This is a genomic window from Oceanobacillus sp. M60 (genome assembly GCF_053839645.1).
Window position 1 is genome coordinate 12,974 of the sequence record NZ_JBSSNH010000009.1, and the last position, 22,620, is coordinate 35,593.

The following is a 22,620-nucleotide window of genomic DNA, read 5'->3' on the forward strand; positions in this document are numbered from 1 at the left end:
CATCTTCCATTACCATCATCACCAAATAATGCCTTCTGTATACGTATATTTGGCAGATTGGCTTGAGAGAAAGAAGCATACAGCTGAGCGTGCTCTACATCGAGAGCAGCTTCTCTTGCCGGACTGGAACATTAGCCCATTTCGGTGTATTTTTCTTTACTTTAGCAACCAATACGGTCATGTCATCATGAATATCCCCCGATCTGGTTCGAATCACCTCTTCTAATAATAAATCAGCAATTTCCTGCGGATCCTCCGTATCCATCTCTTTGATTTTCCGTTTAATCCAAATATCAATGTTTTCCACGTCTTTCGGGCCGTCAAAAATGCCGTCACTCATCATGATTAATAAATCATTCGGCTTTAGCTGCTCACTGACAATATCTACATCAAATTCCTGAATAATCCCCATCGGCAAATTGCTGGCCTCAATTTTTATCATGGAATTCCCTCTGCGGACAAAGCTTGGAGTCGAACCAATTTTTAAAAATTCAGCAGATGCATTATGCAGATCCACCACTGCTAAATCAAGCGTTGCAAACATCTCATCCGTAGTACGCAAAGCAAGAATCGAATTAATTGTTTTGATTGCTACCTTTTCCCGTATCCCAGTCTGCAAAATTTGCTGCAGTAAACGTAATGTCTCTGTACTTTCTTCCTTTGCACGCTTTCCATTCCCCATCCCATCGCTGATAGCCATTGCAAATTTCCCTGCGCCCAGCTCAATGGTCGTAAAGCTGTCACCAGATACAAGCCCCCCTCCTTTTGCTGCATTGGCCGCCCCTGTCTCCACCTCAAAATCCCTTGCTGATCCAAAGACGAAGTGGCTGTATCCATAAGGGAAAGAAGAAATGTCCTCATTCCTTACCACAATCATCTCATCGAGCAGCTCCGAAAGAACCGGAGCAATTAATTTTTCCCCTTCCCCATGATATTCGTAGAAACTTGTCGTTAGTTCAATATCTACATTTCCCTTCTCTAAGTGATAAATATCTAAACGGACTAATTCGATTCCCATCTGTTTCAAAGCTTGAATAATTTGCGATTCCTGCAGTTCATGATGCTGCCGTTCCTTTAATATTTCTTTAGCAAAATCATTCATTACATCAGAAACGCCCTGAAGCTGGTCAGAAACTAAGCGCTTACTTTCTGTCACCTGCTGTCTCAGCTGTTGGTTCGCCTCATAGAAGCTCATTTCTGACTGCATTGCCTCCTTGACCTGGCGCGATCGCACACAATGATTCTCAAATTCCTTCACGACATTTCGGTGGGGCTCCTGCCCGGCGGTAATATTCTGCTTCATCGTCTCCATCAGCGAATAGGTTTTATCAAATTCCTTCTGCCAGCATTTATTCTTTAAAAAGCAGTCCTGACATGTTTTTTCCGTTACCTGGCTTAAAAAGTAATCGGTATCTCGCTTCTCGTCCCTTTTTTCATCACTTAATGTCCTGTCTGTCACGGCAAAGCTTTTGGATAACGCCTGAAAGACATCGGAAAATTGTTCCACGCGTTTGGCAGTAACATTTCGGACCTTTTGCGAGTACTGCTCCTGTTCATTTGTATATGCTTCTGTTCCCGGAATATAACGGGCAATTTGCTCCAGCCAGGATGCCGGTGTCATCAAAAATAGCAGCACAGCCATAAGTGATTCCGTTAACGACGGCAATAAAGCAACACTCTCCCCATAAACACCGATGAGTCCTGTCCCAATCAAAAGCCCCACCGCTGTTCCCGGTTTCCTTCCTTCCTTCAGCAGTCCTCCAAGCACACCTGAAAATGCAAGCAGACTCATTTGATAGAGGTTAACCACATTGGCTAATGACAAGATCATTCCTGCCACCACGCCCACCGTAGAACCAATAGCAGCACCTCCAATAAAGGCAAACACCAAAACAAAATACCTTGAAAAAACATGCTCTAAGGATGCGCCGTACACCTCCCAGCCGATAAACCCTGTTAATACCGAGGCAATCAGAATAATCAAGCAGACAATTTCTTCACTTTTTAAGGTGGGTTTATATCGTTTTGGTGATAATAACGGAATACTTTGCATAAATATAAGTACAAGGATTGCCCCAAGGACTCCTTCAACGGCCAGCATCATCCATTCAAAGGATGATATGGTGCCCTGGAGAGAATATAAAAACATTCTCGGCAGACTGGTTGCAAAAAAGACAGTAATGGGCAGCATCCACTGTTGATGCTTTAAAGATTTTGTTGCTGCCGAGATAAAGATAAATAAAATAAAAGCAATAAAAATATAAGCTACATGCTGCATCGAGTAAGTCAGCGCCCCTAATATAACAGCTATCATCGACCGGAAGGATTTTTCCCGATGGACAAGCCACATGCTCGCAATGAAGGCCACAGCAAATGGAGATACTGTCTGCAGGATGACAGCTCGTCCTAATAAAAAGCCTGTAATATAGAATAACCAGCCCTGTGCAATCAATATATGGTTGACCTTCGCAGTAATCTGTTCTCTCCATTTTCTCTTTTTACTTGCTTTCTCGATTGTAATGCTTCCCGATTCCACCCTTGGAATTGAACCTATCATTTTATCCACTCCCATCTTTCCAACTAGTAAAACATAGGTTGCTTTCTTTTTTTGTCAAAAAAACATGGCAGTTTATAAAAATCGTTCGACGTAATCTTGGGAAGTTACCATCGTTTTACAAAAAGGGTGTACCTTAGGATATTCATCCAGTTTCATTAAAAAAGCAGAGGGTACGTTGCTTTGCAAATCATATACGGGATTTTACTTCATTTTAAACCTCCGCATTTTTTTAAACATCGCTACATCATTTGTAGAAAAAGTGAGGGGAAATGCGGTTCTTTTTTATAACCTCGACAAGATAACCGAACTTTTCGAAATTAAGGAAGTAAACGCGGATTTTTTAGTTCGCAGGAATCATATCCGGAAGAATTTTAAAATAAGCTTCAAAAAATTATAGAGAAACTATTGACAGTTTATGCTGTCTGTTGTATGATTTTTCTTGTTGATTTCACTTGGCGGCGTAGCTCAGCTGGCGAGAGCGTACGGTTCATACCCGTGAGGTCGTGGGTTCGATCCCCTCCGCCGCTATCCTAAATAATAAAAAAACTCATTTCTTTAAATAAAGAGATGAGTTTTTTTGTGTAAACGAAATAAATTGATTTCATCATTCCATATGTTGACAGGAGGAGAAATCCTCGCTACATGTTAAAAAAAAGCAGGAACCAGCGTCCCTGCTTTTTTATTTATCCATAGAGCATTATTAATAGACAGCAACTACTATCCTCTTCTGGCACCCCGTCCTCCGCGCTTGGATTCTGTGTGCTTCTTCAAAGAGGCTAAACGATCCTCGGAATCCTTCAGGAAACGATTCATTTTGGACTCGAAGTTCTCTGTGCGTTCTTTTTGACTCTTTTGACTTTTTGGACGTGCTTGTTGCGGGCGATCTTTCGCCTTTCTGATGGACAGGCCGATTTTGCCATCCTTTTCGACATTAATGACTTTAACTGTTACTTCGTCTCCAACTGTTAAATGCTCATTAATATCTTTAACATAGTTGTCAGCAACCTCACTAATATGAACGAGACCTGTTTTACCCTCTTCTAACTCCACAAAAGCTCCAAAATTAGTGATTCCGGTTACCTTTCCTTGCAGCTTGCTGCCTACTTCAATTGACATAAAAGAAATGCTCCTCCTTAAAAGATTAAATGTTCTTCAATATATAGTATATTAATCAAAATAAAAAGTGTCAATATGACGGGTCTTCATCCGGTAATTTAAATATAAGTTCTCCTTCATTTGAGAAGAAATAATTAGTTCTGGCAATCTCAAGAACATATTCTTCATCCTGCAGGAGTTCGATTTCATGATTTAAATCTGATTCTTGCTGCTCTAAATCTGCAAGCTGCTGTTCTAACTGTTCGTATTCTTCCATTTTGTCTGCCTTTGTTGCCCGCTGATTAAAATGATAGATGGACATACTTCCTACGATAACCGCTACAACTAATGCATACAGTACCAACCGTCTGGTAAGACGCTGTTTTTTTCTATTCTGCCGCTCTATGTACGCATCGTACTGGTGCACGGATTTAGATTGAAGCTTTGTTACTTTCTTCTTTCTTTCCTCCACAGCTTTACCTCCTTCGATAAGACTGAATCCATTTTGGGATGCTTAAAAAATCCACTTAATCATATTTTTTAAACACGTATTTATAAACTATATTCTTCATTTTACTATAAAATCCTGCTATTTGCAGAAAGAAATTTTGAATAGATTGTGGACAAAGGCGAAAAAGCCCTTTCCCTATCCACCGGAAAGGAGTAAATAAAAATAGACACAGCCATGTTATTATTTTGAAAACTCCCATCAGAATTGCCTTTATCATACGATAGAACGTCAAGAATATCCACTGCAAAGGAGAAATAAGCAAGAAATTTATTATTTTTTCTATACCCCGATAAATTGCTTTAAAAACACGAATCATATGCTCTAATAATTTTTTATACAGCTGCTTCGCCAAGGCCTGGTAAATAGAAAAACCAAAGAGACACGCTAACACAATATAAATCCTGAGCTCTCCTTGGTTGACACGATATAATATATAAAATAAAATGCCGGCCTGGGTCATCCAAAATAATATTTCTAAAAAATAAGTTAAAAATAATCGTCCCTTCCAATAAATCGTGAAGCGCCGGAAGGTTTCCTGGACAACACCTAGATAAAACCCACTTATAATCATCGTGATAAGTGTTAAAAATTGCGTAGATAACGTCATCGGAATATCTTGCTAAAGAACCCTTTAGCTTTCTCCTGCTGCTGATCATCTACATAGGAAAGCTCGTATATTTTTCCTTTAATGGTGACAATACCTTCTGTCACATCTAAATTCTTCAATAGCAGATTCTGCCCGCGGATAATCAAGTATCCCATCACCGTTTCTAAAAGGAATGCTTCATTATCAAAGCTGTCCACTTCTTTGACGCCCGTAATTTCAAGGTTTTTTCGTTTGTCTATTTTTACGGTATGCTCTAGTTCAACATGATTTCTTACATCTTTATTCTCATAATAATTCATATAAAAACCCTCCCTATCGTTAATAATTTATGATGGGAGGGACAAGTATAGAACTATATTTTTACTGCTCTATTTTTTCTTCTTTCACAATGGTGTAAAGGGTATCTGCTTCATCTTTACGGACATTTTCCCGCAGTGAATTTACTTTTACCGTAACCAATTTCTGGCCAAATCGAATAACAAGCTCATCCCCTTCAGAAAGGACGGAAGAAGCCTTCGCTGCGTTTCCATTTACAGTGATTCTTCCTTGGTCTGCTACTTCTTTAGCTAATGTACGGCGTTTAATGATTCGGGATATTTTTAAAAATTTATCTAATCTCATCTTTCTTCTCCTCTCACCGCTTGATTTTTCTTCGCTTCTTCCCAATAAGCATCCATTTCCTGCAGAGAAGCTGTTTCAGGACTCTGCCTCTTTTCTTCAAGCTTGTTTTCTATATATTGAAATCGGCTGATAAATTTCCGGTTGGCACGCTCCAGCGCAACCTCAGGATTGACTTTATAGTATCTGGAAATATTCGCTAAGACAAATAATACATCTCCCAGCTCCTCTTCCACATCCGTCAAATCTTTATCCTGAACAGCTTCGATAACTTCATCGATCTCTTCCTTCAATTTCTCCCATACTTCGTCTACATGACTCCATTCAAAGCCGACTTTCCCTGCTTTGGACACAAGCTTATATGCTTTAGCTAAAGCAGGAAGATGTACGGGAATACCGTCCAGCACGGATTCCCTCTCTTTTCCTTTTTCCTGTTTTTTGAGCTCTTCCCAGTTCTCTAACACTGTTTCCTCAGTATCTGCTGTTGCTCCCCCAAAAACATGCGGATGGCGGTAAATCATTTTATCCGAAATCGACTGAATTACATCATCTATCGTAAAATAACCATTGTCCTCGCCAATTTGACTATGCAATAAAATATGCATCAACAAATCACCAAGCTCCTCGACAATATGGTCATCATCTTCTTCATCAATCGCTTCAATCAGCTCATAGACCTCTTCAATCGTATGATGACGCAAGGATTCATGCGTCTGCTTCTTATCCCACGGGCAGCCATCAGGTCCGCGCAAAATCGCCATCACTTCACGTAAGAACGGGAAGGTATGGTGCAGATATCCTTTTGGAACCGGAGGGATATATAGCGTAGTCAAATTGCTGATTTCCATCCGGTGATCCAATTCTTCTAAACGAACTTTTTCAATTTTTTCCGCCCTGCTGCCAGCCGCTTCCACAATATAAACCTCATAAGCAGGCGGCAAATCCTCCAATAAAGTCAGCTTGACCTCGGAGGCAATGAACATGTCATATACCTGACAAACAAATAAATGATTACCGAAATGAAGCTGATCACGTCTGAAATCTGTTCCGTCTACAAATTGAAATCCTTCAATAGGATCAATTTGCATGGCAGTAAATAAGTCATCTAAATAGCTTTGCCCGCCTGCAATCAATACCTCGACCTCGTTCTGCTCCAATAGAAGCTGAACGGTTTTCTCTGCCAGCATAGGATGGCCGGGAACAGCGTAGATAACGGTGTCCTCACTTGTTTTAGCAGCTTCTACAAGCTGTGCTGTAATACGGGCATATACCGTATCAAACTGCTCTTCTTCTTCATAAAGCGTATCAAAAGAAGTAAAAGAGACTCTCTCTGCTTCCAGCACTTTGATAACGGGATGATCATTAGTTCTTGCATAAATCGTTTGCTGTGCTTGCGTTAATTTTCTATATATACCGAGCGGGAGCTGCTCTATATCTCCTGCGCCCAATCCAATAACCTCTATTTGCTTCAAGGTTTTTTCCTCCCTTTATGATAAATACGTAACAGGTACGCTGATTTTGGTAAAATACGAATTTGTGCTTCGGTTAATCCGCCTGTTTTTAGCAATACAAAGAGGAATAAACCTGCGCCTGATACCGAAATAAAAAGAACATATATCAGCAGCAGCAGCCTTATATCTATCACAAGTGCAGAAAACATTCTCTGCATCACCAAAAGGTATATAACCATCGATAAGCTCGCTGCAGCCAAGCTTTTCCATGACATTGAACGATATAATGACACGCTTGGCAATTTTCGATATAACTCGATTCCTACAAGCAATAATAACACACTGAGACTTAAAATCGTTGCTATACTCGCGCCATATACCTCAAAATGCGGAATAAGAATCAGGTTGCTGCCTACCTTCACTACAAAGGAAATACCGATAAATACAGCTGTTCGCACAATCATCCCCAAGCTTTGCAAAATCGATGCGCCGATAATCGAAATGGTAGACATGCCGATAGCTATAATCAATAATCTTAATTCGCTCGTACCCTGCATATTTTTATAAAGCAGCTGGTTGACCTCCGGGAAAATAATAAATAGCCCTAAAACAGCACCTATGGCGATAAAAATACCAACATGCATGGCTGTTTGAATATAATTCATTACTTGCTCCCGTTGTTTTTTTAATTTCTGATAATTAATCGCCGGTATAATCGCTAAAGCAATGGACGAACCAATGATGGTCGCCACCTGAATCAGCGGCTGCCCCCGGTCAAACACGCCTTTCATTTCTTTAGCAGCTATCTCTGCTGCTCCGCTTGCCATCAATCTCGGCACAAATGTAAAAGCATCTGCTAACTGCATGAATAAAAGTGTCATATGATTCATCGCCGCAGCTACCCCAAATAAAAGCAAGGTTTTCACATATTTTTTCCATGGGACAGCTTCCTCCAAAGAAAATGCTTTAACGTCTGCAGGGGAATGCTTTCGATTTTTATAATAAAAGCACACCAGCACAACAAGCGCACTGACTCCTCCCAGCAAGGATGCAAGCACGGCCGTCGTTCCAATGGCATCAATTTGAAAAATACCTTGGCTGACCAGCAGCGCTCCGGCAATAATGGTCCCTACACGAATAAATTGTTCTCCGATTTGCGAAAATGCAGTAGGAGCCATCTCATACTTTCCCTGCTGTATCCCCCGGAATAAAGCCAGTACAGGAACAATCAGGAACACGGCGGCTGTAACTTGATATAAACCAACAAAACGCTCATCCCCAGCTAATCGGGCTAATAATGGAGCTGTAAAATACACGATTGCAATAAGCAAGAGATGAAAGCTCCCAAGAATAAAAAGGATTGGCCGATAGAATCCTCTCCAGGACAGCGCTCTTCCTTTTTCCAGCTCCGTTGCTGTTAGCGAGGAAATAGCAGAAGGGAACCCGTACAATGCAAGCATCGTAGCAATTCCCAATAATGGATAGAGCTGCTGATACATATAAAAGCCGATATCCCCTGTTAAGTTTTGCAATACAATACGATAAACAGCACTAAGCACTTTACTTATCAAACCAGCGATACTCAGTACCACCGCACCTTTAACCAGCCGGCTTGTTTCATTATCTGACATGATAAATTTTTCCTTTTCCAAATGAATTTCTCTCAGTATATCATATCAGGGAGAGAAGCACGTTGCTAAGAAAAATCAAGAAAAAAAGAAGCCTGTCTTCTAGATTGGAGGTAACCTAGAGAAAGCTTCTTCTAGAAAAAATAATAGTAAAAGTATGGTCTATTCCATTTGTTTCGCCAGGAAAACAGATGCCGTCTCTGCCGCCTTCTGTTCTACCTTGCTCAGTTTATCTTCTTTCGAAAAAATCATTACACAGCCGATGGGGTCGCCATTGGCAATAATCGGATGAATCGAATAAGAGTGCAGCTCCTGTTCATTTCCATCTACAATTTCCATCTGGGACTTATCCCCTTCATAAACAGGCGATCGTCCTTCAATAATGTCAGTAATCTTACCGCTCAGCGATTTATTCAAGTACTCTTTTTTAGATTCTCCTGCTACAGCAATAATTTCATCCCGGTCAGTGATAATAACCGGTGCTTGCAAGGATTGAAACAATGCCTCCGCATATTCTTTCGCAAAATGACCCAGTTCACTGATTGGGGAATATTTCTTTAAAATAACCTCTCCTTCCCGGTCAACGAAAATTTCGAGGGGGTCTCCTTCACGAATACGCAAGGTTCTCCGAATTTCTTTTGGCACCACTACTCTTCCTAAATCATCGATACGTCGTACGATTCCTGTTGCTTTCATCTAAGTATCCTCCCTTTCTAAATGACGATTCTGACCTGGATGGAAGGACTTCCTTCCATGATTCATCACCGGTTGTTGTTATAGTATTAAACAACCAGAGATAACTATACATTCCAATTGAAATTTTTGTTATTTTATTTGGAATGTATAGGAAAACCCTCCGCTCCAGCCGTGTTCTTCGCATAAAAAAAGCTGCTCTCTTTTCGTAAGAAAGCAGCTTTTCACTGGTTTATCATATCTTTAACGATTCACATAGCTTAATTTTTTAATGAATTCAATAACGGTATCGTGCCGTTTATAAGCCTTGTCTTTGCTCCATTTAATACCTGCTTTTAAGTTTTGATTTTCGGTGCCCAGACTGACTTGACGATCAAATTGATTCGCCGCTTCAAATAATTTAGAGCCATCAATTTCCTGACTTCTTTCTTCATCGAGCAGCATCGTGATTTTTTGCGGCGCTTCTGTAATGGATTGCACACGCTGTTTCTTCGCATGCATTCTCATAATGCTTACCGTGAATAAATTTTCGACTTCTGCAGGATAATCTCCGAAGCGGTCAATTAATTCGTCTCTTAAATCCTGGACTGCTTCCGGGCTATCCACGTTTTGGAATTGCTTATACATTTCAATTTTCTGTTTCTCATCATTCAAGTATTCATCCGGAATATATGCATCGATTTTTAATGAAATCTCCGGTTCAAACGGCTTAATATCTTCTACTTCTTTTCCTTCTTTGCGGGCATCGATTGCATCCTTCAGCATTTGAGAATACATATCAAACCCAACTGAATCAATAAATCCGTGCTGCTGTGCGCCGAGTAAATTTCCAGCACCGCGAATAGACAAATCGCGCATCGCAATCTTAAATCCAGAGCCGAGCTCTGTAAATTCTTTAATGGCCTGCAATCGTTTCTCAGCCACCTCTGTTAATACCTTATCACGCTGATACGTGAAATAAGCATAAGCTACACGATTAGAACGCCCGACACGGCCTCTTAATTGGTAAAGCTGGCTCAGCCCCATACGATCGGCATGATTGACAATCAAGGTATTCACATTCGGGATGTCCACCCCTGTTTCAATAATGGTCGTACTGACTAAAATATCAAATTCCCCTTCTATGAAACCGAAAATAACATTCTCCAATTCGGATTCATTCATTTGTCCATGCGCAATGGCTACCTTGGCATTTGGTACAAGCATGCCAATATCGCGGGCTGTTTTCTCAATATTTTCTACTCTGTTATGCAGGAAGAAAACCTGCCCCCCTCTGGACATTTCCCGATCAACAGCTTCCCGAATAAAGGATGGATTATATTCCATCACATAGGTTTGAATCGGAAATCTGTTTTCAGGGGGGGTTTCAATAACAGATAGATCCCTTACTCCCAGCATGGACATATGCAGTGTTCTTGGAATAGGCGTTGCTGTCAGCGTTAAAACATCGACATTGGTCTTCAGCTGTTTGATTTTTTCCTTGTGCTTCACACCAAACCGCTGTTCCTCATCGACAACAAGCAAGCCTAAATCCTTGTATTTTACATCCTTTGATAACAGACGATGTGTCCCTACAACAATATCCATATTTCCATCTTCCAGCCCTTTTACCGTTTCATTGGATTGCTTACGCGTGCGGAAACGGCTTAATAAACCAATGTTTACCGGGTAATCCTGGAATCTTTCGCGAATTGTCTCATAATGCTGCTGTGCCAGAATCGTTGTCGGCACCAGAATAGCAACCTGCTTTCCATCTGCCACTGCTTTGAAAGCAGCACGGATAGCAACCTCTGTTTTCCCGTAACCAACGTCCCCACAGAGCAAGCGGTCCATTGGTTTTACTTTTTCCATATCCTCTTTGATTTCTGTGATACACCGCAGTTGATCCTCTGTCTCCTGGTAGGCAAAGGACGCTTCAAATTCACGCTGTAATTCAGAATCTGGTGAGAAAGCGTAGCCTTGCCGGGATTCACGCTCCGAATATAACTTGATTAAATCATCAGCAATGTCTTCCACAGATCGCTGAACTTTGCGTTTTACCTTTGTCCATTCCGTACCGCCTAATTTATATAGCTTCGGTTCCTTTCCTTCAGAACCGACAAATTTCTGAACTAAATCAATTTGATCAATTGGCACGAACAGCTTATCGTCTCCAGAGTAACGGATCAGCATATAATCCTTATGCAGTTTGTTAACTTCTAACGTTTCAATCCCGAGATATTTCCCGACACCATGATTTGCATGAACTACATAATCGCCGACCTTGAGCTCTTGATAATTCTTAATGCGCTCTGCATTCGTAATCTTTGGCTGTTTTCTAGAACGTTTCGTGCGCTGCTTGAACAATTCATTTTCGGTGATAATCGCCAGCTTATGCATCGGGAATTCAATTCCCGAATGCAACTGCCCCACGATAACGGTCGGCTTTTGTATCGGCAGTTTTAATTCTTTTTCCACCTGTGTTTCAATATCATAATCTTCTAAAATAGAATGTACTTTTTCTGCGCGCTGTTCATTTGGTGTCAGAATAACAACCGAGTAATCTCCCTTTTCCCAGCGCTTTAATTCATTTTTAAATAAAGGCATCTGCCCATGAAATTCCTGCATCGTTCGTGTCGATAGATTAATAATATTTTGCGGGTTCGTATTTGGAATATGCCGCATAAACACAGACATATATACACGAGAATGGGAAATACCGTCTATCAATGTATTCCATCCAAAAGAAAATTGACTGCCCTGGACCATTTTATTTCCTTCCAGCAGCCCCGTATACCATTCCAGCTCTTCATGATCTAAATTGGTCGCCGTTTCCTGAATACGGCTCATTTCATCAAAAAAGACAACCCCATTCCGCGGCAAATAGTCTAACAAACTAGCTGGCTCGTCATATAAATAGCCAATGTATTTATACATCCCCTGGAAACGGTTTAATTGTTTAAATTGTTCAATATCTTGTTCAATAACCTCCACAAGCTCTTCTTGATCAGAAGGTTTTTTGACTTTTTTCAATGTATCTGAAAGGGCATCCTCTAGCCGTTCTGCTACTTTCACCATTTCTTGTTTATCTATCAATAATTCTGTAGCAGGGTGGATTATTACCTCTTCTACTTTGTCTAAAGAACGCTGTGACTCCGCATCAAAATAGCGGATAGAATCTACCTCTTCATCAAATAGCTCAATCCGGATTGGATGCTCCTCCGTAATTGGATAAATATCAATAATTCCTCCCCGCTGGCTGAATTCACCAGGGGCGGTAACCATTGAGGCGCCTTCATAGCCCATTTCCACCAAGGAACGCAGATAGGCCTCTACCTCAATGTCTTTTCCTGTTTGAAATAGAAGCTGATATTTATTCCAATATGCTTTTGGCGGCAGCATTCTTTTTAATGCTGCAACAGGAGCGATTAGTATCCCTTTATCTTTCTGTGTCCAAGCAGTTAATGCTTCAATCCGCTGAGCGCGCAATTCAGGGCTCGCTACAGCCATTTCGGAGGCTATTAACTCGTTGACAGGATAAAGATATACCCCCTCCTCATTTGCCAGCTCTGCTAAATCATCATACAGCTGCTGTGCCTGAGCGAGCTGATGGGTAACAATTAATAAAGGACGATTCATGGATTGATGTATGGTGGATAAGAGCAGGCTTCTAGCAGAGCCGCTTAAGCCGGCAACCATCTGCTCCTTCATGCCTGCCAGCAATCCATCCATAATCGACTGAATATCTTCCTGTGATTTTAAATAATTATGAATTGCTTTCATTCGTATTTCCCCTCTAAATTGTTAAAGTATTTTAAAAACGCGCATTGTGCGTGAAAATAGTCGATAAAATATATTTTATTTTTAAGAAAATGGTATATACGGTCATAGGTCTATCCAGAAAATAATCATCAGACCGGAATCCATTCAGGCTATTGTAAAAAATGGTCCAATTCATGATAATCAGGATGCATATCAAGAGCCTGCTGACAGTATTCACAAATGACTTCTAAGCGGAAATAGCCATCTTTTTCAGAGACTATCATTTCTGCTAAATCCTTTTCCTCCAGAAGTTCAAGGAATCGTAAGGTTATATCCATTTCTGTATGCTGCAGCACACCCAGCTCTTTTCCGCAATGTCGACAACCATAGTAGATAACCATCTCATTCACCTCGATTAAAATACAAAAATTTAGAGCGCAGCCTATTCCTTGCTCAGAAAGGATATCTGCACTTTTCATTTAGTTTTAACCGAGAGGAATAAGAATATACCCTGCTTCCATTTCCCACTCAAAAAGGTGGATGAATGGAACTTCCCCTTCAAACCAAAGGTATGCTTTATTGATTAAAATCATTCATCACTTCTACAAAAGGTTTGCCTTCTATCCACGCTTCAATAGCATCAGCTGCATCTTGAACACTTTGTTCAACCGCTTCTTTTTCATCTTTGGGAAACTTCCCTAATACATAATCTACGACAGGAGTTGCATTTACCGGTCTTCCTACCCCTAAACGTATTCGTTTAAATTCTTTTGTTCCTAAATGTTCAATTGTGGAACGAACTCCATTATGACCGCCATGGCCGCCCTTTTGCCGTAACCTGATTTTCCCTGTCGGCAAATCAAGATCATCATAAATAACGATCACGTCTTCTGTCTCTATATCATAATAATCCATCAGCGGCCGAATGGACTCGCCTGACAAATTCATATAGGTTTGCGGCTGTAATAATACAATCTTTTCTCCATTGAAATGTTCAATGGCATAATCCCCGTGAAATTTCGAGTTATTCAGCTTCCATCCATGACGATCTAACAGCGCATCAATCGTACGGAAGCCAATATTATGACGCGTCTTCTTATATTTCCTTCCAGGGTTTCCTAGCCCAACAATTAACTTCATCACCATACCCTCACTTTTCCCTGTCCACAATTTCTGTTAAACGCAATAACCCTTCTTTACGCATACCAGTATTGTATGCGTAAAGAAGGGAGGTATTACTTCTATATTGTTAACTTAAAAATTACTCTTCCTCTGAGTCAGATTTTTCTTTAATGACTTCCGGTTCTGCATTTTCATCTGCTTCTGTGTCTGTTTCTAAATCTTCTTCTGTAGTTGGAGGAACAACGGAAGCGATTGTCGTATCTGGATCATCTAAAAACTCATAGTTTCCAGTTACTTTCAAATCAGAAATAGATAAGCTTTCGTTCACATCCAGGTCAGAGACATCTACCACGATTTCCTCAGGAATATCTTTTGGTTTTGCACGGACTTGAATTTCATAAAACGGCTGCTGTAGTACGCCGCCTTCTTTTTCACCTTTTGATTCACCATCAAGGCGAACAGAAACATCAACGTCCATTTCTTCAGACATATTTACGATATAGAAATCGGCGTGAAGCAAATCATCTTTTATCGGATCTATTTGATAATCATGCAGCATCACATCTACCGTGTCGCCGCCTTCGACTTGAAGTGAAATGATTGCATTTCGTCCTTCATCCCGAACGGTTTTCACTAAATCAACGCTATCTACAGAAATTGTCTTCGCGTCTTTGTCCTTTCCATAGACGACCGCTGGAATTCTACCGCTTTTTCTAATTTCGCTTGTTACTGATTTTGCAAGATCTTCTCTTTTTTTTGCGTTTAATTTTACTGCCATTCGTATCACCCTCCAAGTTGATTAAAAAAATAATATGAAACATTGTTACTGCATATGTTGCATTATTTCTTTTTCTCAATAAAATAAACGGTCAATATAATACATACCCTAAAATGGAACAAGTTAAACCTTTAATCAAAAAGAATACTTACAGATTGCATTTCGTGAACACGGATAATCGCTTCGCCCAGCAGAGAAGCAACCGATAATTCGGTAATTTTATCAATACATTTTTCTTCCGGCAAAGGAATCGTATCTGTGACAACGAGCTCTTTGATTTTTGAATTGTCAATGCGCTCGATAGCTGGTCCAGAAAGTACCGGGTGGGTACAACAAGCATATACTTCTTTTGCGCCACTTTCAATTAATGCGTTCGCAGCTAAGGTAATTGTACCAGCTGTATCAATTAAATCATCAATTAAAATAGCTGTCTTCCCTTCAATGTTACCAATAATATTCATCACTTCAGCAACATTGGGCTTTGGACGTCGTTTATCAATAATACCAATTGGGGCTTTTAAGCGGTCTGCCATTTTTCTGGCACGCACTACACCGCCATGATCAGGAGAAACAACAATCACATCTTCCAGATTCTTCTGTTCGAAATAAGTAGCTAAAATAGGGACACCCTGTAAGTGGTCAATTGGAATATCAAAGAAGCCTTGAATTTGTGGTGCATGCAGATCAAGTGTAATCATTCGATTTGCTCCTGCTTTTTCAATTATATCTGCCATTAATTTTGCCGTAATCGGCTCACGGGCTCTGGCTTTACGGTCCTGCCGAGCATAACCGTAGTAAGGCATAACAATATTGATTGATTTGGCAGAAGCGCGCTTCAATGCGTCGATCATAATCAGCAGCTCCATAATATTCTGGTTTACCGGTGCTGATGTAGACTGGATAACATATACGTCAGAACCACGCACACTCTCATCTATATTAATTTGAATTTCACCGTCACTAAATTGCGTTACGGTACATTTTCCTAATTTCGTTCCGATTTGAGCTGCAATACTTTCTGCTAATGCTGGATTCGAATTTAACGAAAATACTTTCAACGAAGCGTCCTTATAGTTGGATGACATTCCTCTAACCTCCATGACTTTGTTTGTAGTCTATTTTTTAAACTTCTTTGCATATCCTTCTTTATTTGATTGCTTCGATCTTGCAATGGATAATGCCTCGTCCGGCACATCATTTGTAATTGTCGATCCGGCTGCCACATATGCACCTTTACCAACTGTAACCGGCGCTATTAAATTGGAGTTACATCCAATAAACGAATCATCTTCTATTGTTGTCAGGAATTTATTTTTTCCATCATAATTTACTGTTATTGTACCACAACCGACATTTACACGCTCTCCCACATTAGCATCCCCTACATAACTAAGATGAGAAACCTTGCTGTTGTTGCCCAGAGTCGTTTTCTTCAGCTCTACAAAATTGCCAATTTTTGTGTCGTTTCCAACATTTGAGGCTGGACGGATATGTGCGTAGGGACCAATATTCACTCGATTCCCAATGCGGCTGTCTGCAGCGACACTGAATCGGATCGTTGTAGCTTCCCCAACTTCACAATCTTTTATTTCTGTATGCGGACCAATCTCTGAACCAGCCGCAATGGAGGTATCCCCTTTTAAGACCGTTCCTGGATGAAGATACACATCTGCAGCAATTTTCACATCCGGACCGATATATGTATTATCAGGATCCACGATGGTCACACCATTACGCATGTGCGTCTCATTAATACGCCGTTTCATAATTTTTTCCGCTTCACTTAATGCAACACGATCATTAATCCCTATCGTTTCATTAAATTCAGCTGCTACATAAGCGCTGATACGCTCTCCCTGGTCACCTAAAATTTTAATGACATCAGGTAAATAATACTCTCCTTGTGCATTGTCATTAGACACCGATTTTAAAGCTTCAAATAATGCTTTATTGTCAAAACAATAGGTTCCTGTATTAATCTCATTTATCGTTAATTCCTCTTCCGAAGCATCTTTATGTTCGACAATTTTCTCAACTTCCCCTGCATCATTTCGAACCACCCGGCCATATCCGGCAGGGTTATCTGCAAGTGCCGTCAATATACTTGCTTTAGAACCCGTCTGCTCATGATGTTCAAACAATTTTTGGAATGTTTCTGCACGAATCAAAGGGGTATCCCCGCAAGCTACAATGGTTACACCTTCTTTATTCTGTAACAGTTGTTCCGCCTGCATCACAGCATGTCCTGTGCCGAGTTGTTCTTCCTGTACGACAAAGTCACTGGACGCTCCAAGCTGCTCTCTTACTTGCTCTGCTCCAAATCCGACAATGGTAACTAATTTATCTAACCCAGTTTGTTGTAATTGATCCGCAACATGCTGTACCATTGGTTTGCCAACTACAGGATGAAGCACTTTATATAACTTTGATTTCATCCTTGTTCCTTGCCCAGCTGCTAAAATAACAGCAAATCGATTCGTCATTAGGAAACCTCCATCATCTCTAAATATCCATTTAAAAATATATCGTAAAAAAACCTTTATTTCAATAAAATAAAAGGTTTTATTTCTATATCTTATGTTATCATATTTTTATTTTTTTCGTGACATCGCTTAACTAAAATACGAAAAAAACTTTCATTGCTGCATTCATTGGTTTATTACAGACAAAACGGCAGCCGGCAGCTCAAATTAATCCCATAAAATACCAGATTTGTTATTATTAAAAAGCCTTTGAGGACGCAGCAAATATATTTTTTCTACAAACGATTGCTGCGGAAATATACTACATCAGCCAGTTGCCTTGATCACATTTAATTTGATTTTTCGGCCATATGGTGCTGCTCCAATAAAAAAGAACAAAAAAAAGAAGGCAAATCTTCATTCAGATTTCTACCTTCTCGCCCAATCGCCCTCCAGCGTATGTTCAGGAAACACCGGCTTCTTCTTTATAGCCTAGTCCCTCTTCATTCTCACGTTCACGTTGATACTCCCCTAAAACAGCTTCTTGAATTTTTGAGCGTGTTCCAGAATTAATCGGATGAGCAATATCCCTAAACTCTCCGTCTGGCGTCCGCTTTGACGGCATTGCAACAAATAATCCACTATTCCCGTCGATGACACGGATATCATGGACAACAAACTCGTTGTCTAATGTGATTGAGGCAATGGCCTGCATTCTTCCATCTGTTTTTACGCGGCGCAATCTTACGTCAGTTACTTCCATGATGTTTCACCACCTTTTTCCTAATTCAAAAATCATCCTTTATACTTATACTATTTCAACATAAATTACAAAAATCCTTCTTATAAATACCAATAAAATAAAATATTTTAAATTTATTCTCCCCTATACCTAAGAATTGATTTGTTTTCGACTTTCTTAGTCATTATTATCCACCTTTTTCTTCCAAGTAAAATGATTGTCTAAAAACAATGAAATTTCATCTTTTTAATCAATCAAATGTATAAAAAAAGACCTTAATCTGTAAATAGATTAAGATCTGTATCGTATGCTTGGATACGGTTTATTCCATTTGATAATTCCCCGGCAGTACAGACACATGATGATTCTGTATGTCGACAGGAGATATTTTCAAGAGGGACGTATAATCGGTAATCACTCTTTCATCTTCCTCATCATCTGCTTCTGCCAGTACTCCAACAGCCTGTACCGTTGCAGAGAATTCCTCCAAGAGGCTTTTTATCCCTGTAATCGTTCCCCCTGCTTTCATAAAATCATCGATGATACATACGTTTGAGCCATCAGGCAGACTGCGCTTTGGCAGCACCATCGTTTGAATTTTCCGGGACGATCCAGAAACATAATTGATACTTACAGAGGATCCTTCTGTTACTTTGGGGTCTCTGCGCGCAATAACAACCGGCACATTTAAAAAGGATGCTGTTGCATACGCCAAAGGAATCCCCTTTGTTGCAACAGTGACAATTGCATCAATCTCTAAATGGGCAAAGCAGGAAGCAAAGACACGGCCAATTTCCCGGACCATGGAAGGGTCACCAAGGATATCGCTCATATACAGATACCCTCCTGGAAGAATACGGGCAGGATCTTCTAACTTTTTCTGAAGCGTGGAAATAAACTCTCTGCTTGATTCTGCCGAGCTGGTAGCAATATATTTCACACCGCCGCCAGCTCCGGTCGTTCTCTCCAGATACCCCAATCCTTTTATTTGAAAAACTTCATGTATAATATCTAAATCCTCACTTATCGATGACTTCGTTGTATCACAAAGCTCGACAAAGTAAGGCAATTGAATATGTTTCCTCGGGTTTTCTAAAAAGTACTCTGTTAACACAACCAATCGATTACTTCTTTTCAAACTCACACCTCAAATCCGAATGTTCTTAATATAATATAGCATTTTCATATGCATTTTAGCAATGCCTATCCTAACATTCGGATTAATTGAACGTCCTTGCAAAAGCCCCGCATACTGTTATAAATCCGCAGTGCCTTCCGGTGATGCTTCATTAAGCCAAACACGGTCGGCCCGCTCCCGCTCATCATCACACCTTCTGCTCCTGCCAGCTGCATCGCTTCCTTCAGCCGTGCAACTTCCGGATGCATGGAAAAAGTAATTGGCTCCAATGCATTTCCCAGATGATTGCACAGCTTTGAAAAGTCTCTTTCCTCCAAAGCTGCCAGTACCTGCTTAGTATTTGGGTGCTGTAACTCCGAAATTTTAATTTGATCAAATACAGTATAGGAGGATACACCAATATCCGGTCTGGCAAGAACAACCCAGCAAGTAGGCGGTGCAGGCAACAGTTCAATGCACTCGCCGTAACCTTTTGCTATCGCTGTTTTACTGTGAACGCAAAAAGCAATATCCGCCCCTAATTGCGATCCTAAATCAGCTAATTCAGCTAACGGGATATTCAGTCCCCATAATCGGTTCAATCCCCGTAAAACTGCTGCAGCATCAGCACTTCCGCCCGCCAATCCAGCAGAAACAGGAATCGATTTATCAATTTGGATGTGAACACCTTTTTTGATATTGTATGTTTTTTTAAATAAAATTGCTGCTTGATATGCTAAATTCCGTTCATCGCTGGGAACATAACGGCTTTCCAAAGATAATTGAATTTTATCTGCAGGTAATTCCCGTAATTCTAAACGATCTGCTAAGTCTATTGTTGTCATGACCATTTCAACATCATGATAGCCATCCTCCCGCTTATTTAGTACATCTAATGATAAATTTATCTTAGCAGGCGCCTTCTCCATGACAAGCATCTTCAATCACATCCTCAAAGCGTTGGAAATTCGTTCACCTATTTGAAACTATAGCTACGTCCATAAAAATATGTTTTATTGTATCATAATCAAAACACGTAGGCTAATTTAGTTTAAGAAAGGGTTTCAAGGGCAGCCGAAAAAAGATCTTGATTAAGCTTTTCAGTCTCCTGAAGCCAGGAACAGAATTGCGTTAAAACAAAAGAAGCAAGCCCGGTCAGGACTCGCTCTTTTTCATACTTTCTTCTGCCATTTCTATCGCCCGTTTCACCATATTACCGGCGTCGCGAGCTTTTATTCCTCCCCAGCCTTCCTGCTGTACCGTATCGTAAAATCCTAATTCTTTCGCTATTTCTTCTTTCATCTGTGTGGACATAATCCCTCGTCTACCCATATAAAAGCTCCCCTTTACGAATGAAGTTTTATTTTATCGACAGGCAATTATAGCTTATGTACTTTTCCTCCATTCAATCACAAAAGAATTAACCAAGAAAACCATTTTCTGTTCTTTTTACCCAATATAAAAAACAGCAGACAATATGCTTGTCTACTGTTTAAAAAATACCGCTGAACTTCCTTCCACAAAATTCAGCTCCACCGTTTCTGTCAATATGTCTGTATAGCTGTATGAAACCCGTTCGAATGCATTCTCGTCCTGGTCAAGCTCAACAATGAAAACAGAGGGATATGTCTCCGCTAGAACACCGCATCTTTCAACGGTTTTCCGTCTTCCGCCATTCGCTCTGAGCTTTAACCGTTTACCTACCTGACCATCTAGACCTTGCTTGATTTCGATCAACGTTTTGCCCACTACACTCCACCTCACATACATTTATTTTAGCATATATGCCGATGAAATGTCAAGCAAAACAAATAATTATATCAGCATATGTTTTAGGTTGTCAACTATTTATTTTGTCTATTTCTGATATTATTTGTCATGATGCTATTTTTATACATAAATTGTCACAAAAAAATGCATAATAGGCTGATTTTATAAAAATTACAAAAAAATAACTAATCTGAATGGTCTAATTACAGGTTCCAATTCATTGGAAAGAAGGAGGAACAAAAGCATACCTCATATTCCTATAACTGTCTTTTCTAAGCAGCTTTTGATATTATCATTCACCTTCGTCCTCATTCGCTAAGTAAGGCATGCCTGTTCGTAATAAACCCCTTGTCTGTATTCCTCCTAACCCTTTTTCTCCCGTTAACGTATTACGGAGTGCTTCCCACACCGATACACTTTCCATAAATGACGTGTACGCTACCTTCGCGACAATATAGACTGGATCCAGGGCATGAATATTGACTCTGGATGGCGAGCTGGCAAAATTGGATCCCGCACGAATCAATGACTCAAAATGCGATTGGCATGCTCCTGCAAAAATAACGAGCTGATCCAGATTCGGATAAACGCTCCTCGCTTCCCGCACAGCCTCTACAAAATATTTAGAATGTCGGTAGGCACTTAAATCATGCTTCATCCCCTTATTATGTGAATAAGCATCGTGACCCGTAATAACCATAATATCCGGCTGGATTTTCTCAAGCAGATCTTTTATTTGAAAAGGCATCTCTGTCTCCGTTAAGTGAACACCATGCACTTGCAGCCCAATACGCTGATATAATTGGATACACTTTCTTAAATAGGACGGATCTCCATCAATATGAAGGACTTTTGCCGGTAACTGAAAATAATTTGCAGCATCCGTATAGCCTTCTGTTGCCTCATAATTTCTTTTTTCTTTCATCATTTGATAGTCCTGACGAAATAACCGATAGGAGGATTCTTGTTTTTCTCTGTCTACTGCTTTTCTTTTTTTATGCTCCCTTTGGTTTACTAGTGTTAAATCAGATAAAGCTGCATCTGCCTTTAACCTCAATTCTTCCCCGTGAAGGATAGCAACTCCCTTTTTTATTTCTGCCACACGGAATAATAAATCATGATCATATGATTTCCTTGTAACTAACGCACCCTTCTGTATATCCATCGCTGCACCTCTCACCTTTTACTCTTTCTCATTGTATGAATAAAAGCACAGCTCTGTTCCAATCATAAGAAAAAACAAGAACACCGCTTGAGCTTTAAAACTTCGGTGTTCTTGCCAAAGAGATGTCCGCTACGGGAAGTCGCTTTCCGCGGGCAACGTTCAGCCGCACGGTAAGAAAACCGCTTCCTGCTCAGGTCTACCTGTTGCTTTTCCCGCAGGAGTCGACAACATCCGCTCCCATCTAAGTGGAATTATGTTTTATTTGCTTTTTTACAAGGAAATAACGCAAATTCTAGCGACGGTTTTGATGGGGCGAGTAATCGCAGTTCCAGGGGGAAGACCCCGCAGGAAAAAAGGGTTCTTCTTTTTTTCTACCCGCGGGGCATAAAGTGCGACTATGCTTCTGTCTGCGCCTGACGGCTTGCCAATCAGCAAGTCTTCTTTAAAGGAGATGAGCTCGGGGCCCACGGAAAGCGGAGTGTATTTCTGGGGTTGCGGTTACTCACCCCATGAAACCCGTTGGAGCGGCTATATTCAGCATTTTTTATCCTTTCTTATTCTTA

Annotated in this window: 21 protein-coding genes and 1 tRNA gene; 1 reads left to right on the plus strand and 21 read right to left on the minus strand. The window is 40.4% G+C overall.

The window, feature by feature from the left end; all coding sequences use genetic code 11:
- Positions 1-94: 94 nt before the first annotated feature.
- Positions 95-2,557: a stage II sporulation protein E gene (gene spoIIE, locus ACW0TQ_RS19645; RefSeq protein WP_042528561.1), complete on the minus strand. Its 2,463-nt coding sequence runs from the start codon at positions 2,555-2,557 to the stop codon at positions 95-97.
- Between the two features lie 454 nt (positions 2,558-3,011).
- Between spoIIE and ACW0TQ_RS19650 the strand changes: the two genes are divergently transcribed.
- A tRNA-Met gene (locus tag ACW0TQ_RS19650) sits at positions 3,012-3,085 on the plus strand.
- A gap of 189 nt (positions 3,086-3,274) precedes the next feature.
- Here the strand turns inward: ACW0TQ_RS19650 and ACW0TQ_RS19655 are convergent.
- The 20 genes from ACW0TQ_RS19655 to yabG form a co-directional block, all read right to left on the minus strand.
- Positions 3,275-3,673 carry a S1 domain-containing RNA-binding protein gene (locus tag ACW0TQ_RS19655; protein ID WP_042528562.1) on the minus strand — a complete coding sequence of 133 codons (399 nt, stop codon included), beginning with the start codon at positions 3,671-3,673 and terminating at the stop codon, positions 3,275-3,277.
- Positions 3,674-3,743: 70 nt separating this feature from the next.
- The gene (locus ACW0TQ_RS19660) at positions 3,744-4,124 is read right to left on the minus strand and encodes an FtsB family cell division protein (protein ID WP_042528563.1); all 381 of its coding nucleotides are present in this window, start codon (positions 4,122-4,124) and stop codon (positions 3,744-3,746) included.
- Between the two features lie 55 nt (positions 4,125-4,179).
- Complete coding sequence (yabQ, locus tag ACW0TQ_RS19665) at positions 4,180-4,770, minus strand: spore cortex biosynthesis protein YabQ (RefSeq protein WP_042528564.1); 591 nt, start codon at positions 4,768-4,770, stop codon at positions 4,180-4,182.
- The gene (gene yabP, locus ACW0TQ_RS19670; RefSeq protein WP_455725941.1) at positions 4,767-5,069 is read right to left on the minus strand and encodes a sporulation protein YabP; all 303 of its coding nucleotides are present in this window, start codon (positions 5,067-5,069) and stop codon (positions 4,767-4,769) included. Before yabP ends, yabQ begins: the two co-directional genes overlap by 4 nt.
- A gap of 61 nt (positions 5,070-5,130) precedes the next feature.
- Entirely contained in the window at positions 5,131-5,391 is a 261-nt protein-coding gene (locus tag ACW0TQ_RS19675) for an RNA-binding S4 domain-containing protein (protein WP_042528566.1), read from the minus strand.
- The gene (yabN, locus tag ACW0TQ_RS19680) at positions 5,388-6,860 is read right to left on the minus strand and encodes a bifunctional methyltransferase/pyrophosphohydrolase YabN (protein ID WP_256705461.1); all 1,473 of its coding nucleotides are present in this window, start codon (positions 6,858-6,860) and stop codon (positions 5,388-5,390) included. The genes ACW0TQ_RS19675 and yabN overlap by 4 nt, the downstream gene beginning before the upstream one ends.
- Positions 6,857-8,470 carry a putative polysaccharide biosynthesis protein gene (locus ACW0TQ_RS19685; protein WP_256705460.1) on the minus strand — a complete coding sequence of 538 codons (1,614 nt, stop codon included), beginning with the start codon at positions 8,468-8,470 and terminating at the stop codon, positions 6,857-6,859. The genes yabN and ACW0TQ_RS19685 overlap by 4 nt, the downstream gene beginning before the upstream one ends.
- A gap of 159 nt (positions 8,471-8,629) precedes the next feature.
- Positions 8,630-9,163, minus strand: coding sequence for a stage V sporulation protein T (gene spoVT, locus ACW0TQ_RS19690; RefSeq protein WP_042528568.1), 534 nt, complete (start codon positions 9,161-9,163; stop codon positions 8,630-8,632).
- A gap of 240 nt (positions 9,164-9,403) precedes the next feature.
- Positions 9,404-12,922, minus strand: a complete 3,519-nt coding sequence (gene mfd, locus ACW0TQ_RS19695; protein ID WP_455725942.1) for a transcription-repair coupling factor — start codon at positions 12,920-12,922, stop codon at positions 9,404-9,406.
- A gap of 149 nt (positions 12,923-13,071) precedes the next feature.
- Positions 13,072-13,302 carry an anti-sigma-F factor Fin gene (locus ACW0TQ_RS19700; RefSeq protein WP_042535602.1) on the minus strand — a complete coding sequence of 77 codons (231 nt, stop codon included), beginning with the start codon at positions 13,300-13,302 and terminating at the stop codon, positions 13,072-13,074.
- Between the two features lie 175 nt (positions 13,303-13,477).
- A complete protein-coding gene (gene pth / locus ACW0TQ_RS19705) occupies positions 13,478-14,041 on the minus strand; it encodes an aminoacyl-tRNA hydrolase (RefSeq protein ID WP_042528570.1) in 564 nt (187 codons plus the stop codon).
- A gap of 121 nt (positions 14,042-14,162) precedes the next feature.
- Positions 14,163-14,801, minus strand: a complete 639-nt coding sequence (locus ACW0TQ_RS19710) for a 50S ribosomal protein L25/general stress protein Ctc (protein ID WP_042528571.1) — start codon at positions 14,799-14,801, stop codon at positions 14,163-14,165.
- 131 nt (positions 14,802-14,932) lie between these two features.
- Positions 14,933-15,886, minus strand: coding sequence for a ribose-phosphate diphosphokinase (locus ACW0TQ_RS19715; RefSeq protein ID WP_042528572.1), 954 nt, complete (start codon positions 15,884-15,886; stop codon positions 14,933-14,935).
- A gap of 30 nt (positions 15,887-15,916) precedes the next feature.
- Positions 15,917-17,284: a bifunctional UDP-N-acetylglucosamine diphosphorylase/glucosamine-1-phosphate N-acetyltransferase GlmU gene (gene glmU, locus ACW0TQ_RS19720; protein WP_042528573.1), complete on the minus strand. Its 1,368-nt coding sequence runs from the start codon at positions 17,282-17,284 to the stop codon at positions 15,917-15,919.
- Between the two features lie 442 nt (positions 17,285-17,726).
- Positions 17,727-18,026 carry a septation regulator SpoVG gene (gene spoVG / locus ACW0TQ_RS19725; protein ID WP_042528574.1) on the minus strand — a complete coding sequence of 100 codons (300 nt, stop codon included), beginning with the start codon at positions 18,024-18,026 and terminating at the stop codon, positions 17,727-17,729.
- A gap of 301 nt (positions 18,027-18,327) precedes the next feature.
- A complete protein-coding gene (gene purR, locus ACW0TQ_RS19730) occupies positions 18,328-19,143 on the minus strand; it encodes a pur operon repressor (protein WP_193065205.1) in 816 nt (271 codons plus the stop codon).
- 65 nt (positions 19,144-19,208) lie between these two features.
- Positions 19,209-20,060 (minus strand): 4-(cytidine 5'-diphospho)-2-C-methyl-D-erythritol kinase, encoded by an 852-nt coding sequence (ispE, locus tag ACW0TQ_RS19735; RefSeq protein WP_455725943.1) that lies wholly within the window; start codon positions 20,058-20,060, stop codon positions 19,209-19,211.
- Between the two features lie 217 nt (positions 20,061-20,277).
- Positions 20,278-20,454, minus strand: coding sequence for a small, acid-soluble spore protein, alpha/beta type (locus ACW0TQ_RS19740; protein ID WP_040977646.1), 177 nt, complete (start codon positions 20,452-20,454; stop codon positions 20,278-20,280).
- A 153-nt stretch (positions 20,455-20,607) separates the two neighbouring features.
- Positions 20,608-20,871, minus strand: coding sequence for a biofilm formation stimulator Veg (veg, locus tag ACW0TQ_RS19745; protein ID WP_212929459.1), 264 nt, complete (start codon positions 20,869-20,871; stop codon positions 20,608-20,610).
- Between the two features lie 313 nt (positions 20,872-21,184).
- Positions 21,185-22,057 carry a sporulation peptidase YabG gene (gene yabG, locus ACW0TQ_RS19750; protein ID WP_193065203.1) on the minus strand — a complete coding sequence of 291 codons (873 nt, stop codon included), beginning with the start codon at positions 22,055-22,057 and terminating at the stop codon, positions 21,185-21,187.
- Between the last annotated feature and the right edge of the window lie 563 nt (positions 22,058-22,620).